Raw genomic sequence first — 18,366 nt, 5'->3', positions numbered from 1 at the left:
CGCTTTCCTGATGCAAAATCGCGCCTAGTTTACCGCATATACTGCAGAATGGCTTGTGTTATGGAGGCTCAGGATATTGCTTTGCACCCGATGGTGCTGCGATGTGCGTGATGCGCTGCGCTTATCAGGCCTGCACAATACGTTCAGCCCGGCGGTTTTACCCCGCACACACGCAAAAAAGCCCATCCGTCAGGATGGGCTTCTTCACTTTATTTGATGCCTGGCAGTTTCCTACTCTCGCATGGGGAGACCCCACACTACCATCGGCGCTACGGCGTTTCACTTCTGAGTTCGGCATGGGGTCAGGTGGGACCACCGCGCTACAGCCGCCAGGCAAATTCTGTTATTAACCCGCTTTTCGCCGGTTAATGTTATCTGTAATCAATGCTGAAAATCGTCTCAATTTCGCCAAAACATCTTCGGCGTTGTAAGGTTAAGCCTCACGGTTCATTAGTATCGGTTAGCTCAACGTATCGCTACGCTTACACACCCGACCTATCAACGTCATCGTCTTTAACGTTCCTTCAGGAGACTTATAGTCTCAGGGAGAACTCATCTCGGGGCAAGTTTCGTGCTTAGATGCTTTCAGCACTTATCTCTTCCGCATTTAGCTACCGGGCAATGCCATTGGCATGACAACCCGAACACCAGTGATGCGTCCACTCCGGTCCTCTCGTACTAGGAGCAGCCCCCCTCAATTCTCCAGCGCCCACGGCAGATAGGGACCGAACTGTCTCACGACGTTCTAAACCCAGCTCGCGTACCACTTTAAATGGCGAACAGCCATACCCTTGGGACCTACTTCAGCCCCAGGATGTGATGAGCCGACATCGAGGTGCCAAACACCGCCGTCGATATGAACTCTTGGGCGGTATCAGCCTGTTATCCCCGGAGTACCTTTTATCCGTTGAGCGATGGCCCTTCCATTCAGAACCACCGGATCACTAAGACCTGCTTTCGCACCTGCTCGAGCCGTCACTCTCGCAGTCAAGCTAGCTTATGCCTTTGCACTAACCTCCTGATGTCCGACCAGGATTAGCTAACCTTCGTGCTCCTCCGTTACTCTTTAGGAGGAGACCGCCCCAGTCAAACTACCCACCAGACACTGTCCGCAACCCGGGTAACGGGTCCACGTTAGAACACCAGCCATTAAAGGGTGGTATTTCAAGGATGGCTCCATGCAGACTGGCGTCCACACTTCAAAGCCTCCCACCTATCCTACACATCAAGGACCAGTGTTCAGTGTCAAGCTATAGTAAAGGTTCACGGGGTCTTTCCGTCTTGCCGCGGGTACACTGCATCTTCACAGCGAGTTCAATTTCACTGAGTCTCGGGTGGAGACAGCCTGGCCATCATTACGCCATTCGTGCAGGTCGGAACTTACCCGACAAGGAATTTCGCTACCTTAGGACCGTTATAGTTACGGCCGCCGTTTACCGGGGCTTCGATCAAGAGCTTCTCCTTACGGATAACCCCATCAATTAACCTTCCGGCACCGGGCAGGCGTCACACCGTATACGTCCACTTTCGTGTTTGCACAGTGCTGTGTTTTTAATAAACAGTTGCAGCCAGCTGGTATCTTCGACTGATTTCAGCTCCATGAGTAAATCACTTCACCTACATATCAGCGTGCCTTCTCCCGAAGTTACGGCACCATTTTGCCTAGTTCCTTCACCCGAGTTCTCTCAAGCGCCTTGGTATTCTCTACCTGACCACCTGTGTCGGTTTGGGGTACGATTTCGTGTTACCTGATGCTTAGAGGCTTTTCCTGGAAGCAGGGCATTTGTTACTTCAGCACCGTAGTGCCTCGTCATCACACCTCAGCGTTAAAAAGGTACCGGATTTACCTGGAACCTCCGCCTACATGCTTAAACCGGGACAACCGTCGCCCGGCTAACATAGCCTTCTCCGTCCCCCCTTCGCAGTAACACCAAGTACAGGAATATTAACCTGTTTCCCATCGACTACGCCTTTCGGCCTCGCCTTAGGGGTCGACTCACCCTGCCCCGATTAACGTTGGACAGGAACCCTTGGTCTTCCGGCGTGCGGGTTTTTCACCCGCATTATCGTTACTTATGTCAGCATTCGCACTTCTGATACCTCCAGCAACCCTCACAGGCCACCTTCAACGGCTTACAGAACGCTCCCCTACCCAACAACACATAGTGTCGCTGCCGCAGCTTCGGTGCATGGTTTAGCCCCGTTACATCTTCCGCGCAGGCCGACTCGACCAGTGAGCTATTACGCTTTCTTTAAATGATGGCTGCTTCTAAGCCAACATCCTGGCTGTCTGTGCCTTCCCACATCGTTTCCCACTTAACCATGACTTTGGGACCTTAGCTGGCGGTCTGGGTTGTTTCCCTCTTCACGACGGACGTTAGCACCCGCCGTGTGTCTCCCGTGATAACATTCTTCGGTATTCGCAGTTTGCATCGGGTTGGTAAGTCGGGATGACCCCCTAGCCGAAACAGTGCTCTACCCCGAAGATGAATTCACGAGGCGCTACCTAAATAGCTTTCGGGGAGAACCAGCTATCTCCCGGTTTGATTGGCCTTTCACCCCCAGCCACAAGTCATCCGCTAATTTTTCAACATTAGTCGGTTCGGTCCTCCAGTTAGTGTTACCCAACCTTCAACCTGCCCATGGCTAGATCACCGGGTTTCGGGTCTATACCCTGCAACTTAACGCCCAGTTAAGACTCGGTTTCCCTTCGGCTCCCCTATACGGTTAACCTTGCTACAGAATATAAGTCGCTGACCCATTATACAAAAGGTACGCAGTCACCCCATAAAGAGGCTCCCACTGCTTGTACGTACACGGTTTCAGGTTCTTTTTCACTCCCCTCGCCGGGGTTCTTTTCGCCTTTCCCTCACGGTACTGGTTCACTATCGGTCAGTCAGGAGTATTTAGCCTTGGAGGATGGTCCCCCCATATTCAGACAGGATACCACGTGTCCCGCCCTACTCTTCGAGTTCACAACCTGTGCATTTTGGTGTACGGGACTATCACCCTGTACCGTCGGACTTTCCAGACCGTTCCACTAACACACAAGCTGATTCAGACTCTGGGCTGCTCCCCGTTCGCTCGCCGCTACTGGGGGAATCTCGGTTGATTTCTTTTCCTCGGGGTACTTAGATGTTTCAGTTCCCCCGGTTCGCTTCATTACGCTATGTATTCACGTAATGATAGTGTGTCGAAACACACTGGGTTTCCCCATTCGGAAATCGCCGGCTATAACGGTTCATATCACCTTACCGACGCTTATCGCAGATTAGCACGTCCTTCATCGCCTCTGACTGCCAGGGCATCCACCGTGTACGCTTAGTCGCTTAACCTCACAACCCGAAGATGTTTCACTTCTGATTGCGAAAATTTGAGAGACTCGAACACACCGCTTTTCATTTCTTATTACGGAGAAATGAAACAGTGTGTCGTTTCAATTTTCAGCTTGATCCAGATTTTTAAAGAGCAAAACTTCGCAGTGAACCTTTTCAGGTACACTCTGAAGTTTTCTTGTGTTTTTGCAGTAAAGATGGTGGAGCTATGCGGGATCGAACCGCAGACCTCCTGCGTGCAAGGCAGGCGCTCTCCCAGCTGAGCTATAGCCCCATCGTAGTTATCTCATTCACCTTAATTCCTGCTGAGACAAGGCGTGGAGCGGCGAAGCATACTGAAGTATGCGAGTCGTTTCACAACGCGGTATCAGAAAGAATTTGGTAGGCCTGAGTGGACTTGAACCACCGACCTCACCCTTATCAGGGGTGCGCTCTAACCACCTGAGCTACAAGCCTGCAGAGATTTTCTTACTGCTAATTTTTCATCAGACAATCTGTGTGAGCACTACAAAGGCAGGTTCTTTAAGGTAAGGAGGTGATCCAACCGCAGGTTCCCCTACGGTTACCTTGTTACGACTTCACCCCAGTCATGAATCACAAAGTGGTAAGCGCCCTCCCGAAGGTTAAGCTACCTACTTCTTTTGCAACCCACTCCCATGGTGTGACGGGCGGTGTGTACAAGGCCCGGGAACGTATTCACCGTGGCATTCTGATCCACGATTACTAGCGATTCCGACTTCATGGAGTCGAGTTGCAGACTCCAATCCGGACTACGACATACTTTATGAGGTCCGCTTGCTCTCGCGAGGTCGCTTCTCTTTGTATATGCCATTGTAGCACGTGTGTAGCCCTACTCGTAAGGGCCATGATGACTTGACGTCATCCCCACCTTCCTCCAGTTTATCACTGGCAGTCTCCTTTGAGTTCCCGACCGAATCGCTGGCAACAAAGGATAAGGGTTGCGCTCGTTGCGGGACTTAACCCAACATTTCACAACACGAGCTGACGACAGCCATGCAGCACCTGTCTCAGAGTTCCCGAAGGCACCAAAGCATCTCTGCTAAGTTCTCTGGATGTCAAGAGTAGGTAAGGTTCTTCGCGTTGCATCGAATTAAACCACATGCTCCACCGCTTGTGCGGGCCCCCGTCAATTCATTTGAGTTTTAACCTTGCGGCCGTACTCCCCAGGCGGTCGACTTAACGCGTTAGCTCCGGAAGCCACGCCTCAAGGGCACAACCTCCAAGTCGACATCGTTTACGGCGTGGACTACCAGGGTATCTAATCCTGTTTGCTCCCCACGCTTTCGCACCTGAGCGTCAGTCTTTGTCCAGGGGGCCGCCTTCGCCACCGGTATTCCTCCAGATCTCTACGCATTTCACCGCTACACCTGGAATTCTACCCCCCTCTACAAGACTCTAGCCTGCCAGTTTCGGATGCAGTTCCCAGGTTGAGCCCGGGGATTTCACATCCGACTTGACAGACCGCCTGCGTGCGCTTTACGCCCAGTAATTCCGATTAACGCTTGCACCCTCCGTATTACCGCGGCTGCTGGCACGGAGTTAGCCGGTGCTTCTTCTGCGAGTAACGTCAATCGTTGCGGTTATTAACCACAACGCCTTCCTCCTCGCTGAAAGTACTTTACAACCCGAAGGCCTTCTTCATACACGCGGCATGGCTGCATCAGGCTTGCGCCCATTGTGCAATATTCCCCACTGCTGCCTCCCGTAGGAGTCTGGACCGTGTCTCAGTTCCAGTGTGGCTGGTCATCCTCTCAGACCAGCTAGGGATCGTCGCCTAGGTGAGCCGTTACCCCACCTACTAGCTAATCCCATCTGGGCACATCCGATGGCAAGAGGCCCGAAGGTCCCCCTCTTTGGTCTTGCGACGTTATGCGGTATTAGCTACCGTTTCCAGTAGTTATCCCCCTCCATCGGGCAGTTTCCCAGACATTACTCACCCGTCCGCCACTCGTCACCCAAGGAGCAAGCTCCTCTGTGCTACCGTTCGACTTGCATGTGTTAGGCCTGCCGCCAGCGTTCAATCTGAGCCATGATCAAACTCTTCAATTTAAGTTTGATGCTCGTGAATTAAACTTCGTAATGAATTACGTATGTTCACTCAAGAGACTTGGTATTCATTTTTCGTCTTGCGACGTTAAGAATCCGTATCTTCGAGTGCCCACACAGATTGTCTGATAAATTGTTAAAGAGCAGTTGCGACGCGCTTTAGCGCTCTGTCGCGAGGTCCCGTATATTACGTTTTCCTCATTCAGAGTCAAGCATTTATTTTTGCTTTTCTCTACGAGATTCTCTGGAGAACCCCGCTGACCCGGCGGCTTGTAATCCGTTGTTCCGTGTCAGTGGAGGCGCATTATAGGGAGTTATTTCAGGCTGACAAGGGGAAATTTAAAATAATCTTCCGAGTGCGTGTTTTTTCATCAAAACCACTTAAACTGACAGTTTTTCGAGCGTTTTAAAGCCATAGCGCTGTAGCACTGGCAATAGTTGTTCGGCTTCTGTCGTCATTGCCATACAAAATGCAACGTTCTCATCGGTTGATTTCGCATCTGGCGCTTCATGTTCTAATAACCAGGCGGTGCGGCGCGCAATCGCGGCACCAGAATCCACCAGCCGCGTCCCCTCGGGCAGGACCTGTAAAAGCTCTTCCTGTAATAGAGGGAAATGAGTGCACCCGAGCACTACCGTATCGGGTGGTTCCGACATCCGCAGCCACGGACGCAGAATACGCCGCAGATCTTCCAGAGAAACTGTTTCACCGTGCAGCTTCGCTTCCGCCAGTTCCACCAGCTCAGCAGAACCCAACATTGCAATTTGGCATTCGTTAGCAAACCGCGCAATCAGCTCATGGGTATACGAGCGCTTCACCGTTGCACGCGTAGCCAGCAGCCCCACTACGCCATTCGCCGTGAGTCGCGCCGCCGGTTTAATCGCAGGCACCACGCCCACAACCGGGAAGGCAAACTTCTCACGTAACGCAGGAAGCGACACCGTGCTTGCTGTATTACATGCGATGACCGCAAGAGAAAGGGGATAGCGCTGCTGGACAGCAGTCACAATCTCAACAACACGCTCGACGATAAACTCCTCGCTCTTCTCTCCATAAGGAAAGGCGACGTTGTCGAAAGCGTAGATATAGTGGAGATCCGGCAGAAGACGCCGGATCTCGTCATAGACCGACAACCCACCGACGCCGGAATCAAACACCAGCACGGTGGGACGGGGATCAGAAGGTGTAGCTGCCAGACAAGGTGTATTCCCGTCCTGCAGTTGCGTAGCCATAAACTGTCTCGTAATCTTTATCGAACAGGTTGGCGATTTTACCACGAACTGTCAGCTGTGAGGTGATTGGATATGATAATCCGATATCCCATAAGCTGACGCCGCCCAATTTAACATCACGATTATTGTCGTAATCATTATCGTAACGTTCACCTATATATTGATACGCAACGTTCCAGCCCAGATCCTGGACCTGTCCGGTTAACTCATACTTAACCTGCTGTTTTGCACGGCGATAGAGCACCTTGTTTGTGTCATCATCGCGCGGATCAACGTATTGTAGCGTTAGATGATGTTCTACAGGGCCAGTCGTAATGTTTCCGGTCCATTCCAGCCCCTTAATCGTGGCTGATTTAACGTTGACGTACTGGTTATTCTTGTAGTCGATCAGGTTTTGAATTTCATAGTGGTATGCGGAAAGACGCCAATCAAGCGGCCCTGTCAATCCATCAATTCCTGCTTCCCACTGTTTGGATTCTTCCGGTTTCAGGTTCGGGTTGGCGGCAATACCCGGCCCATAGGATGAGGCAAAGCGCGTCGCCCCGTACTGCTGACCCAGCGAGGGTGCCAGGAAACCAGTACCGTAAGAGAGCGTTGCGCGATAACCATCAACAAACTCCCAGCCGGCTGCGGTCTGCCAGGTGCCATGCCAGCCGAATTGTTCGTCATGATCTTCACGCCCCGAAGCTTCCAGCGTGACGCTGTCAATTTGTTGCTGTCCGGTCAGATAAAGCCCGGTCGTATCACGTTTATAGCTGTCGGATAACGTCGTGCTACTGGAGGTCAGTTTTTCCTGTTTCCAGTCAACACCGCCGTTGATCGCCCCATGTCCAACCTCAATGCTATTCCCCCACTGGATATAACGCTGTTCCATATCATCCAGCGTGGCATCTCCTGCGTAGCGGCCAAGCTCGTTACTGTAGTTGTAATCCTTCAGGCGCTGGTAGTTAGCAATTAACTGAGAAGAGTAAATGCCAGAGTTGTACCGTAAACCCGTATCCCAGGACTGGTTGTAATTCTGGGCTTCGTCATTACCGCCCGGATAACCCCACGCCCCTTGGTCATAATCGCTATTCGCGGTGTAGCCGTAGCCACGGAAAAAACCGGAGAAATTATTGTCGAACTTATGCTGTACCGCGCCCCAGAACAACTTGTTACGGTAACCATCCCGGTCGCTGTCACCGCTGTAGGGTGAATCGGGCTGAATGTTAAAGCCTTTCGTCGTCTGATATGCGCCGGCAGCGGTCACCACCGTGTCGCCGAAACGCTTGTTGATAGCGCCATCGTAAGTCTGATAACCGTTACTACCCATGCCTGCGTTGATCTGCGATTTCTCTTCATCACTCATCGTAATGATGTTAACCACACCACCGATCGCACCAGATCCATACACCGCTGAACGCGGTCCGCGAATGTATTCAACCCGCTGCACCAGCGATACCGGAATCTGGCCAATATCAACACCATTGGAAATGCCTGGCCGTGCCATTGGAACACCGTCAATCAGTACCAGCACATGACGCGCTTCAGTCCCACGCACATATAGAGAAGAGCTGCTCCCCATCCCACCGGTCTGCGAGATATCTACCCCCGGCAATCGACGCATGACATCATTCAGATCTTTTGACTGCCAGCGCTGAATATCTTCACGCGTGACCACATCGGTGGGGGCAAGAACAGTATTAACAGGCTGCTGAAAACGGTTGGCAGTGACGACGAGAGTATCCGGGCGAGTGTCCTGTGCCCAACCAGAAAATGCCGTGACGGACAGCGCCGTGCACAGCAATGATTTTTTGATCATTGTAAAGCATCCACAATTTAAGAAGGATGCCGCAGGTCCCACCGATAGTACGCGATGATGAAAACCAGATGCGACGTTAGCCGGCAGGTCTTCGGGCTTGGAGGCGACTTAAAGAGACGATGACTTCCCGCGGCAATCCGCAGTGTCTGCACCAGGTGCGCTCATCTCTTACCTTCCTTACCGCTGCGCGTCAGCTCCAGATTTACACTGGATTCCCTTTTAACTCACAGGACCGGAAAACGGATGCTACAGTTTGTTACAACCTGGTGTCCAGACCGCGTATCACATTATCGGAAATCATCAATGACTGGACATCTGTTGAGCAATCCCTACAATCCCCGCGTACTTTTATTTTTCAGGACGCATCATGACCCCCGAACACCTTCCGACAGAACAGTACGACGCCCAGTTAGCTGAGAAAGTAGTGCGTCTGCAGAGCTTAATGACGCCATTTTATGCACAGGCTCCGGAAGTGTTTCGCTCACCGGTCAGCCATTACCGTATGCGCGCCGAATTCCGCCTGTGGCATGACGGTGATGACCTGTACCACATCATGTTCGACAGCCAGACCAAAAACCGTATTCGCGTCGACAGCTTCCCGGCTGCCAGCGAGCTCATCAACACGCTAATGACGGCAATGATCGACGGCGTTCGCAACAACCACGTCCTGCGCCACAAACTGTTTCAGATTGATTACCTCACAACCCTGAGCGATCAGGCGGTGGTTTCGATGCTGTACCATAAAAAGCTGGATGATGAATGGCGTAAGGAAGCCGAAGCGCTGCGAGATGCGCTGCGGGCGCAAAACCTGAACGTGCATTTGATTGGTCGGGCTACCAAAACCAAAATTGAGCTGGACCAGGACTACATTGACGAACGCTTGCCGGTTGCAGGTAAAGAGATTATCTACCGCCAGGTTGAGAACAGCTTCACCCAGCCAAACGCCGCCATGAATATTCAGATGTTAGAGTGGGCGATTGATGTCACCAGGGGCTCAAAAGGCGACCTGCTGGAGCTGTATTGCGGCAATGGCAATTTCTCGTTAGCCCTGGCGCAAAACTTCAACCGCGTACTGGCCACTGAAATCGCCAAACCGTCCGTGGCTGCTGCACAGTACAACATCGCGGCTAACCATATTGATAACGTACAAATTATCCGCATGGCGGCCGAAGAGTTTACACAGGCGATGAACGGTGTTCGCGAGTTCAACCGTTTGCAGGGAATCGATCTGAAGAGTTACCAGTGTGAAACTATCTTCGTTGACCCACCGCGCAGCGGTCTGGACAGCGAAACGGAGAAAATGGTGCAGGCGTATCCGCGCATTCTGTACATCTCCTGCAATCCGGAGACGCTGTGTAAGAACCTGGAAACGTTAAGCCAGACGCACAATGTTTCACGTCTGGCGCTATTCGATCAGTTCCCGTATACGCACCATATGGAGTGCGGAGTACTGTTAACGAAGAAGTAAGACTGAACGGAAGCCGGATAAGCACTACCGGTTCAGATTGCCGGATAGCGGCTTTGCCTTATCCGGCCTACAGCGACAACTATTACTCCACAATTTCCTGTTTACGGTTACGCACTTTAAAGCCGATCCAGAACACCAGAATCACCGACAGCACCGCCGGGAAGAAGTTAGAGCCAATATCTGGATATTCAGCGCGTACCACGGTGCTGTACAGCAGAACACCGAGAATAAAACAGGCGGCGGCCAGGCCCGGCAATCCCACAGGCATGGTGCGGTTCTGATAGCGTTGATGCAAACAATAAACCGTCAGCACCAGCGAAATAATCGGGAATACGGAGAATGGCACAATGGAGCTAAACAGCGCCGCAAATGTACCATTGATCGATAAGCCAGCAACCAGCGCCAGCAGCAGCGTACCTTTATCTTGACCTGACTGTTTCATTGCTTGTCCTTCTCGTTACTCGGAGTGGTGCGTCATCTTCTCTTGTTCACGGCGGTACCAATAAAATGCGCCTTTCGCGATCATGCGCAGTTGCAATACCAGCCGCTCTTCTAGCTGTCGACGCTGTTCAGCGCCAACATCCAGTGCTTCTGCCCCGGCGCTGAAAACAATGGTTACCATGGCTTCGGCTTGCGCTTCAGTAAACGCACGAGGCATATGGTTTTCGAGTTCCAGATAGTCCGCAAGTTCCGCAATGAAGTGCTGAATTTCACGTGCGACCGCTGCACGAAACGCTGCGGATGTCCCCGAACGCTCGCGCAATAATAAACGGAAGGCGTTGGGATTGTTGCCGATGAACTCCATAAATGTTGAGACCGAGGTGCGGATCACACTCCCGCCCTTCGCGATACGCTGGCGCGCCTGGCGCATCAATTGACGCAGCATCAGACCGCTTTCGTCCACCATCGTCAGGCCGAGTTCATCCACATCGCGGAAATGGCGATAAAACGAGGTTGGCGCAATGCCCGCTTCACGAGCAACTTCGCGTAAACTGAGGCTGGCAAAACTACGCTCAGCGCTCAGTTGACTAAATGCGGCTTCTACCAGCGAACGCCGGGTTTTTTCTTTTTGTTGCGCTCTAACGCCCATCACGATGTCTGAATCCTTCCACATACCTTGCTGGCACTATACCAGAGATTAGGCGGTTGGCATGGCTTTGTGAATGATTGTTTACGCGCAGTTTGTGCTTCGACTTCGCAAAAAAGCACAACGATAATTGGGTTATCCTGACAACGATGTTACTATTCTGTTGCTTTTATGTATAAGAACAGGTAAGCCTGACCATGTCACATTCCTACGATTACGATGCAATAGTAATAGGTTCCGGTCCCGGCGGCGAAGGCGCTGCAATGGGTCTGGTTAAGCAAGGAGCGCGCGTCGCGGTGATTGAGCGCTATCATAACGTCGGCGGAGGCTGTACCCACTGGGGCACCATCCCGTCGAAAGCCCTCCGCCACGCCGTCAGCCGCATTATTGAATTCAATCAGAACCCACTGTACAGCGACCACTCCCGACTCCTTCGTTCTTCTTTTGCCGATATTCTCAACCACGCTGATAACGTTATTAATCAGCAAACGCGTATGCGGCAAGGATTTTACGAGCGCAATCACTGCGAAATTTTGCAGGGGAATGCCCGTTTTGTTGATGAACACACGATCGCCCTGGAATGTCACGACGGTACGGTGGAAACGCTGACTGCGGATAAGTTTGTTATTGCCTGCGGTTCGCGTCCTTATCGCCCTGTTGATGTCGACTTTTCGCATCCACGGGTTTACGACAGCGACTCTATCCTGAGCCTGCACCACGAACCCCGCCATGTGCTGATTTATGGCGCGGGGGTCATTGGCTGTGAATATGCGTCGATCTTCCGTGGAATGGATGTCAAAGTTGATTTAATCAACACCCGCGATCGTCTGCTGGCATTCCTCGATCAAGAGATGTCCGACTCCCTCTCTTACCACTTCTGGAACAGCGGTGTGGTCATTCGCCACAACGAAGAGTATGAGAAGATTGAAGGCTGCGATGACGGCGTCATCATGCACCTGAAATCCGGTAAGAAACTGAAGGCAGACTGCCTGTTGTACGCCAATGGCCGTACCGGTAATACCGATTCGCTGGCGCTGGAAAACATTGGTCTGAAAACCGACAGCCGTGGGCAGCTCAAAGTGAATAGCATGTACCAGACGGCGTTGCCGCATGTGTATGCCGTAGGGGATGTGATCGGTTATCCGAGCCTGGCATCGGCGGCCTACGACCAGGGACGCATTGCCGCCCAGGCGTTGGTAAAAGGCGAAGCCACCGCACATCTGATTGAAGATATCCCGACCGGGATTTATACCATTCCAGAAATCAGCTCCGTTGGTAAAACCGAACAGCAACTCACGGCAATGAAAGTTCCATACGAGGTTGGCCGCGCCCAGTTTAAGCATCTGGCACGTGCGCAAATCGTGGGTATGAGTGTCGGAACGCTGAAGATCCTGTTCCATCGCGAAACCAAAGAGATTCTGGGGATCCACTGCTTTGGGGAGCGCGCGGCCGAAATTATTCACATCGGACAAGCGATAATGGAGCAAAAAGGTGGTGGTAACACTATCGAGTACTTCGTTAACACCACCTTTAACTACCCAACCATGGCAGAAGCCTATCGGGTAGCAGCGCTAAATGGCTTAAACCGCCTGTTTTAACGCACTGTCGAAATGGCCATCCATTGATCCACGGATGGCCTCTGCCAACTGTTCATAACGGCTGCGCAGCGGCGAACCAGGACGGTACACCAGACCAATCGTACGACGCGGTTCGGGTTTAATGCATGGCAGATAAACGACACCATCACGCTTACGCTCCGGCGGAACAGCCAGCGCAGGCAGTAAGGTAATACCGCTTCCTGCCGCCACCATGTTACGCAGCGTTTCCAGACTGGTTGCCCGAAAATGGGTATCTTCATCAGCACCCGCTTCAAAGCAGAAGCCCATTGCCTGATCGCGCAGGCAGTGGCCATCTTCCAGCATCAGCAGTTTTTCACCCGCCAGATCGGACATCGGTACACAGTCACGGTTTGCCCACGGATGATCTTCATAGATCGCCAGCAGCATAGGCTCATCAAATAGCGGTACTTCGATGAACGCCTCACTCTCTTTCACCAGCGCCAGAATGACGCAGTCGAGCTTGCCGCTATCCAGTTGCGCTAACAGCTGATGTGTCTGCGCTTCATGGAGATACATTTCCAGTTTTGGGAAGGTCTGGTGCAACATCGGAATAATATGCGGCAGCAGGTATGGCCCCACCGTTGGGATCAAACCAATATGCAGCGGGCCAGACATTGTCTCGCCTTGTTGGCTTGCCATCTCCTTGAGCACTTTGACCTCGCGCAGCACGGTGCGCGCCTGATCCACCAGCAGCAAACCAGCCTGGGTGAACAGCACCTTGCGACTCGTACGCTCCAACAACATGACGCCAAGCTCATCTTCCAGCTTGCGGATCTGCCCGCTCAGCGTTGGTTGGCTAACGTGACAGGAGTCTGCCGCTCGTCGGAAGTGACGATGTTCGGCTAGCGCTACCAGGTATTCAAGATCACGAATATTCATTATTCATCCTCCATCGCCACGATAGTTCGTAGCGATAGGTAGCATAGCAACGAACGATTATCCCTATCAAGCTTTCTGTTTAATAATGCACCACAGAAACGGAACGGTACCCCTTTAACCCTTGAAGCTACTGTCCGTTTTGAGAGTTTCTCTCATACTCGAAATAACTAAAGCCAACGTGAACTTTTGCGGACCTTGTGTCCGCATTTTTTTTGCATAAAAAAGCCCGGCGTGACGCCAGGCTCGAATGATTACCCATCAATTTATGCCAGACGCGCCTTCGCGTAGTCGATCGCCTGTGCAACCTGCTGGGGTGACACGCCGCCTTTCGCCGCACGCTTGTCCAGGCACGATTGCAACGAGAGGATCGGGTAAACGTCATCGCCAATCACCTGGCTAAACTTTTGTAAGTCAGCAAGCGACAGCGCCTCCAGCGGTTTGCCCTGTCGAATCGCCTCGACCACCGTTTCACCTACGATATGGTGCGCTTCGCGGAACGGAACACCTTTCGCCACCAGATAATCCGCCAGTTCAGTGGCGTTAGCATAGCCCTGCTGCGCCGCTTCCTGACAACGCGGACGTTTCACCTGGATACCATCCAGCACCAGCGCGGCCATATGCAGACAGTCCAGCCAGGTGTCGAGCGCGTCGAACAGCCCTTCTTTGTCTTCCTGCATATCTTTGTTGTATGCCAGCGGGAGGCCTTTTAACGTCATCATCATGCCGGTCAACGCACCCTGCACGCGACCGCATTTGCCACGGATCAGCTCCAGCGCATCCGGATTTTTCTTCTGCGGCATCAGAGATGAACCCGAAGTCACACGATCGGACAGCTCGACAAAGCCCGCTTCGCCGGTGTTAAAGAAAATCAGGTCTTCAGCAAAACGCGACAGGTGTACCATGCCGATAGAGGCGTCTGAGAGTAACTCCAGCACGTGGTCACGGTCAGAAACGCTGTCCAGACTGTTGCGCGTAGCCGAAGCAAAGCCCAACCAACCCGCCAGCTGCTCGCGATCGATTTCATACGCAGTACCCGCCAGCGCGCCGCAGCCTAACGGACTGACGTCCAGGCGTTTGAGCGCATCCTGCAGGCGGCTCTCGTCACGCGCCAACATTTCAACATAGGCCAGACACCAGTGAGCAAACGTCACCGGCTGCGCACGTTGCAGGTGGGTGTAACCCGGCATGACGGCGTCCTGGTTATTCTCCGCCGTCACCACCAGCGCAGTTTGCAACTGACGATTGGCCGATAGTAATTCGATAACCGTGTCTTTGCACCACAGCTTGAGATCGGTCGCGACCTGGTCGTTACGGCTACGTCCGGTATGCAGTTTTTTACCAAGCTGGCCGACTTTATCAATCAGCTTACCTTCCACCCAACTGTGAATATCTTCGGCATCGCTTTGCAGAATCTGCTGAGGATTCGCGCGAACCTCTTCCAGCAGATTATTCAGCGCTTCTTCCAACCGCAGCTGTTCATCAGCAGTCAGTACACCGACCGTTACCAACGCTTTGGACCAGGCCACAGAGCCAACAATATCCTGTTCTGCCAGGCGGTAGTCAAAACGCAACGAGTCGTTGAACTGTTTGAACCGCTGATCTGCTGCCTGTGTAAAACGCCCACCCCAAAGTGCCATAACGAATTTCCTTAATATGATATTTTTGCCCGGTGGCGCTGCGCCATCCGGCACATTAGTAGTTAAGCCAGAATACGCGTACCAATTGGCGTGCCGTTAAACAGCGCCGGGAGTTGCTCTGCATGACGCCAGGAGGCGATATCCACCGGACGACCCAGCGTACGCGCGGCATCCAGCGCCGCATTCACCTTCACGATCATGCCATCGGTAATAATGCCCTGTTCAATCAGCTGTTCCGCTTTCGCTGCAGTCATTTCGGCAATACGCTGGCCTTTGCCATCCAGAATACCGCTTACATCAGAGAGCAGGATCAGATCCGCACCCAGCGTTGCCGCCAGCGCCGTTGCCGCCTGATCGGCATTCACGTTCATCAGCAGCCCATCATCAGTGACGCCAATAGAGCTCACTACCGGCAGAAAACCGCTTTCCAGCAGCGTGTTAATCAGCTTAGGCGAACCCGGCTGCGCCAGTCCAACATGACCCAGTTCTTTATCGAGCGGCGTCACTTTTACGCTGTCGCCATCGCCAAGATACAGACCCACAGACGCGATGTGATGCTTTTTCGCCCAAGCCAGCAAGGTTTTATTCGCCGTTCCCGCCAGGGCACCGGTAATAATGTCAATTTGATCGGCAGGCGTGACGCGCAGACCATTTTTCTTTTTCACCGGCAGATTCAGCTGCTTCATCAGCTCGTCGACCACGCAGCCGCCACCGTGCACAATGACCAGCGGACGCTGGTGCGACTCACGATAATTCACCAGTGCGGTAAACAAGCGCTCCAGCGCCTCTTCGCTATCCAGTAAAACGCCGCCCAACTTGATAATTAATGGATTCATTGTTGCACCCTAAATAAGAGACTGCGTTTGGGCAAAGCCAAAACGAATATTTGCGCACTGCATCGCCTGTGCCGCCGCGCCTTTCAATAAGTTGTCTTCCGTCGCCACGACGATCAGGTGTTCACCCTGTACGGCAAACCCGATATCGCAGAACGGTAATCCAACCACATTCTTCAGCGCCGGAACCCCTTTGTCATACAGACGCACCAGCGGTTTATCGCCATACGCCTGTTGCAGCGCCTGAGCCACCTGAGCATGGGTTACGCCCGCCTTAAGGCGGCAAGTGATAGTTTCCAGAATTCCGCGCGGGAAGTTACCCAGATGCGGGGTGAAAATCACTTCTGTCCCCAGATGAGTGGCGATTTCCGGCTGATGACGATGGGTAAACACGCCATACGGCTGCAGGCTCACCTCACAAAAGCTGTTGGAGATAGCCGCTTTACGCCCCGCACCGCTCACGCCGCTGGTCGCATTAATTACCGGCCACTGGCTGAGATCCAGCAGCCCGGCATCAATCAACGGTTTCAGCGAAAGCTGCGCCGCCGTCGGGTAACAACCTGGCACAGCAATCAGATTCGCTTCTTTCAGTTTGTCCGCGTTCCACTCCGCCAGCCCATAAACGGCCTGCTCCAGCAGCTCAGGATGCTGATGCGTAAAGCCATAATATTTTTCATAGAACGTGCCGTCGTTTACGCGAAACGCGCCCGAAAGGTCAAACACCACGCAACCGGCCTGCAAAAACTGCGGAGCCAGGTCATGACTCACCTCATGAGCCGTTGCGAGGAACACAACATCCACCCCTGCGCTAAACTCGCTGATATCTGACATTGGCTGCAACGGTAAATCGACAATGCCTTTCAACTGCGGATGCAAATCGGAGATTAATTTTCCTGCATCATTGCTTTGCGCTGAGACGGTCAAAGCGGTTATGGTCATATCAGGATGGCGATTTACATAGGTCACAAGCTCTGCGCCGGCATAGCCACTGGCGCCCACAATCAGCGTATTCAACATCGGGGCAGCTCACCTTCTTAGATTCTGTTGCCAGGTATAAGCCTTTATCACCTCACCTTACACTTGGTGGGTTTTATTACGCTCAACGTTAATGTATTTTTATTCACAAATACTGCATGAATATTGATACTATCATGACCCGAGGTGTGTCAACAATGAAAAACAATTTACCGCCATTTATCGAGATTTACCGCGCTCTGATTGCCACGCCATCGATCAGTGCCACCGAAGAAGCGCTCGATCAAAGCAATGCAGGTTTAATCACTCTGCTGGCGGGCTGGTTTAAAGATTTAGGCTTCAATGTGGAGGTCCAACCGGTTCCCGATACGCGAAATAAATTCAATATGCTGGCGAGCATTGGACAGGGCGCTGGCGGCCTGTTGTTGGCGGGCCATACCGATACCGTACCCTTTGACGACGGACGCTGGACACGCGATCCGTTCACTCTAACCGAGCATGACAATAAGCTGTATGGTTTGGGTACGGCGGATATGAAAGGCTTCTTCGCCTTTATCCTCGACGCGTTGCGTGATGTCGACGTCACGAAACTGAAAAAACCCCTGTACATTCTGGCCACTGCTGACGAAGAGACCAGCATGGCGGGAGCTCGCTACTTCTCTGAAACTACCGCTCTGCGCCCGGACTGCGCGATCATTGGCGAACCCACATCCCTGCAACCGGTGCGCGCGCACAAAGGCCATATATCTAATGCGATACGTATTCTGGGACAGTCGGGTCATTCAAGCGATCCGGCGCGTGGCGTTAATGCGATTGAACTGATGCATGATGCCATCGGCCATATCATGCATCTGCGCGATGACCTGAAAGCGCGCTATCACCATGATGCCTTTACCGTCCCGTATCCAACGTTAAATTTGGGCCACATCCACGGCGGTGACGCCGCCAACCGAATCTGCGCCTGCTGCGAACTGCATATGGATATTCGCCCGCTACCGGGTATGACGCTAAACGATCTCAATGGGTTACTTAACGAAGTGCTGGCCCCTGTCAGCGAACGTTGGCCGGGTCGCCTGACCGTATCGGAACTGCATCCGCCGATTCCCGGCTATGAGTGCCCACCTGACCATCAACTGGTAGAGGTGGTTGAGAAACTGCTGGGCGCACAGACTGAAGTGGTGAACTATTGCACCGAAGCGCCGTTTATCCAGACGCTTTGCCCAACGCTGGTATTGGGTCCAGGCTCCATTAATCAGGCGCATCAGCCGGATGAGTATCTGGAAACGCGCTTTATTAAGCCAACCCGCGAATTAATCACCCAGGTTGTGCACCATTTCTGCTGGCATTAACTGCTTGTCACCCCGCTAATCCCTTAGTGGTAAGCGGGGCGATTTTTTAACATTTCCATAAGCAACGCTTATTTGATTGGATG

11 protein-coding genes, 2 tRNA genes, 3 rRNA genes and 1 riboswitch are annotated in these 18,366 nt (G+C 52.6%); of the genes, 3 read left to right on the top strand and 13 right to left on the bottom strand.

Features of this window, described 5'->3' with window-relative positions:
- Positions 1 to 218: 218 nt before the first annotated feature.
- From rrf to btuB, 7 genes are all read right to left on the bottom strand, one after another.
- Positions 219 to 334: ribosomal RNA gene (rrf, locus tag E6P06_RS04675) — 5S ribosomal RNA — on the bottom strand.
- A 95-nt stretch (positions 335 to 429) separates the two neighbouring features.
- Positions 430 to 3,335 (bottom strand): 23S ribosomal RNA (locus E6P06_RS04670).
- Positions 3,336 to 3,533: 198 nt separating this feature from the next.
- Positions 3,534 to 3,609, bottom strand: a tRNA-Ala gene (locus E6P06_RS04665).
- Positions 3,610 to 3,714: 105 nt separating this feature from the next.
- A tRNA-Ile gene (locus E6P06_RS04660) sits at positions 3,715 to 3,791 on the bottom strand.
- Between the two features lie 72 nt (positions 3,792 to 3,863).
- Positions 3,864 to 5,405, bottom strand: a 16S ribosomal RNA gene (locus E6P06_RS04655).
- The 16S, 23S and 5S rRNA genes sit together here with 2 tRNA genes alongside, the layout of an rRNA operon.
- Before the next feature lie 378 nt (positions 5,406 to 5,783).
- Positions 5,784 to 6,635 carry a glutamate racemase gene (gene murI, locus E6P06_RS04650; protein WP_003028870.1) on the bottom strand — a complete coding sequence of 284 codons (852 nt, stop codon included), beginning with the start codon at positions 6,633 to 6,635 and terminating at the stop codon, positions 5,784 to 5,786.
- Positions 6,580 to 8,436, bottom strand: a complete 1,857-nt coding sequence (gene btuB, locus E6P06_RS04645; RefSeq protein ID WP_003028868.1) for a TonB-dependent vitamin B12 receptor BtuB — start codon at positions 8,434 to 8,436, stop codon at positions 6,580 to 6,582. Before btuB ends, murI begins: the two co-directional genes overlap by 56 nt.
- Positions 8,437 to 8,500: 64 nt before the next feature.
- Positions 8,501 to 8,688: riboswitch (cobalamin riboswitch) on the bottom strand.
- Positions 8,689 to 8,803: 115 nt separating this feature from the next.
- Here btuB and trmA point away from each other — a divergent pair.
- Positions 8,804 to 9,904: a tRNA (uridine(54)-C5)-methyltransferase TrmA gene (trmA, locus tag E6P06_RS04640; protein ID WP_003028866.1), complete on the top strand. Its 1,101-nt coding sequence runs from the start codon at positions 8,804 to 8,806 to the stop codon at positions 9,902 to 9,904.
- An 82-nt stretch (positions 9,905 to 9,986) separates the two neighbouring features.
- On the opposite strand, the gene E6P06_RS04635 is transcribed toward trmA, so the two are convergent.
- Complete coding sequence (locus tag E6P06_RS04635) at positions 9,987 to 10,346, bottom strand: YijD family membrane protein (protein ID WP_003028863.1); 360 nt, start codon at positions 10,344 to 10,346, stop codon at positions 9,987 to 9,989.
- Between the two features lie 15 nt (positions 10,347 to 10,361).
- Positions 10,362 to 10,997, bottom strand: a complete 636-nt coding sequence (gene fabR / locus E6P06_RS04630; RefSeq protein ID WP_003028862.1) for an HTH-type transcriptional repressor FabR — start codon at positions 10,995 to 10,997, stop codon at positions 10,362 to 10,364.
- Positions 10,998 to 11,188: 191 nt separating this feature from the next.
- Between fabR and sthA the strand changes: the two genes are divergently transcribed.
- Positions 11,189 to 12,589, top strand: coding sequence for a Si-specific NAD(P)(+) transhydrogenase (sthA, locus tag E6P06_RS04625; protein WP_003028860.1), 1,401 nt, complete (start codon positions 11,189 to 11,191; stop codon positions 12,587 to 12,589).
- Here the strand turns inward: sthA and oxyR are convergent.
- From oxyR to argC, 4 genes are all read right to left on the bottom strand, one after another.
- Positions 12,572 to 13,489: a DNA-binding transcriptional regulator OxyR gene (gene oxyR, locus E6P06_RS04620; RefSeq protein WP_003028858.1), complete on the bottom strand. Its 918-nt coding sequence runs from the start codon at positions 13,487 to 13,489 to the stop codon at positions 12,572 to 12,574. The two genes, sthA and oxyR, sit on opposite strands and share 18 nt — an antisense overlap.
- Positions 13,490 to 13,752: 263 nt before the next feature.
- Complete coding sequence (argH, locus tag E6P06_RS04615) at positions 13,753 to 15,126, bottom strand: argininosuccinate lyase (RefSeq protein ID WP_003028856.1); 1,374 nt, start codon at positions 15,124 to 15,126, stop codon at positions 13,753 to 13,755.
- A gap of 62 nt (positions 15,127 to 15,188) precedes the next feature.
- Positions 15,189 to 15,962: an acetylglutamate kinase gene (argB, locus tag E6P06_RS04610; RefSeq protein WP_003028854.1), complete on the bottom strand. Its 774-nt coding sequence runs from the start codon at positions 15,960 to 15,962 to the stop codon at positions 15,189 to 15,191.
- Positions 15,963 to 15,971: 9 nt separating this feature from the next.
- Positions 15,972 to 16,976, bottom strand: coding sequence for an N-acetyl-gamma-glutamyl-phosphate reductase (gene argC / locus E6P06_RS04605; protein ID WP_048234190.1), 1,005 nt, complete (start codon positions 16,974 to 16,976; stop codon positions 15,972 to 15,974).
- Between the two features lie 155 nt (positions 16,977 to 17,131).
- Between argC and argE the strand changes: the two genes are divergently transcribed.
- Positions 17,132 to 18,283 carry an acetylornithine deacetylase gene (argE, locus tag E6P06_RS04600; protein WP_139934984.1) on the top strand — a complete coding sequence of 384 codons (1,152 nt, stop codon included), beginning with the start codon at positions 17,132 to 17,134 and terminating at the stop codon, positions 18,281 to 18,283.
- Positions 18,284 to 18,366 lie beyond the last annotated feature (83 nt).

The sequence above is a fragment of the Citrobacter sp. CF971 genome (genome assembly GCF_006385635.1).
In the GTDB taxonomy this organism is placed as follows: domain Bacteria; phylum Pseudomonadota; class Gammaproteobacteria; order Enterobacterales; family Enterobacteriaceae; genus Citrobacter; species Citrobacter freundii.
Note: the sequence above shows the minus strand (reverse complement) of the source record. Positions and strands in the feature narration are given on the sequence as shown.

What these genes read in the sequence shown, in the direction of transcription:
- murI (WP_003028870.1), bottom strand. Translation starts at nt 6,635, where the DNA reads ATGGCTACGCAACTGCAGGACGGGAATACACCTTGTCTGGCAGCTACA.
- btuB (WP_003028868.1), bottom strand. Translation starts at nt 8,436, where the DNA reads ATGATCAAAAAATCATTGCTGTGCACGGCGCTGTCCGTCACGGCATTT.
- trmA (WP_003028866.1), top strand. Translation starts at nt 8,804, where the DNA reads ATGACCCCCGAACACCTTCCGACAGAACAGTACGACGCCCAGTTAGCT.
- E6P06_RS04635 (WP_003028863.1), bottom strand. Translation starts at nt 10,346, where the DNA reads ATGAAACAGTCAGGTCAAGATAAAGGTACGCTGCTGCTGGCGCTGGTT.
- sthA (WP_003028860.1), top strand. Translation starts at nt 11,189, where the DNA reads ATGTCACATTCCTACGATTACGATGCAATAGTAATAGGTTCCGGTCCC.
- oxyR (WP_003028858.1), bottom strand. Translation starts at nt 13,489, where the DNA reads ATGAATATTCGTGATCTTGAATACCTGGTAGCGCTAGCCGAACATCGT.
- argH (WP_003028856.1), bottom strand. Translation starts at nt 15,126, where the DNA reads ATGGCACTTTGGGGTGGGCGTTTTACACAGGCAGCAGATCAGCGGTTC.
- argB (WP_003028854.1), bottom strand. Translation starts at nt 15,962, where the DNA reads ATGAATCCATTAATTATCAAGTTGGGCGGCGTTTTACTGGATAGCGAA.
- argC (WP_048234190.1), bottom strand. Translation starts at nt 16,976, where the DNA reads ATGTTGAATACGCTGATTGTGGGCGCCAGTGGCTATGCCGGCGCAGAG.
- argE (WP_139934984.1), top strand. Translation starts at nt 17,132, where the DNA reads ATGAAAAACAATTTACCGCCATTTATCGAGATTTACCGCGCTCTGATT.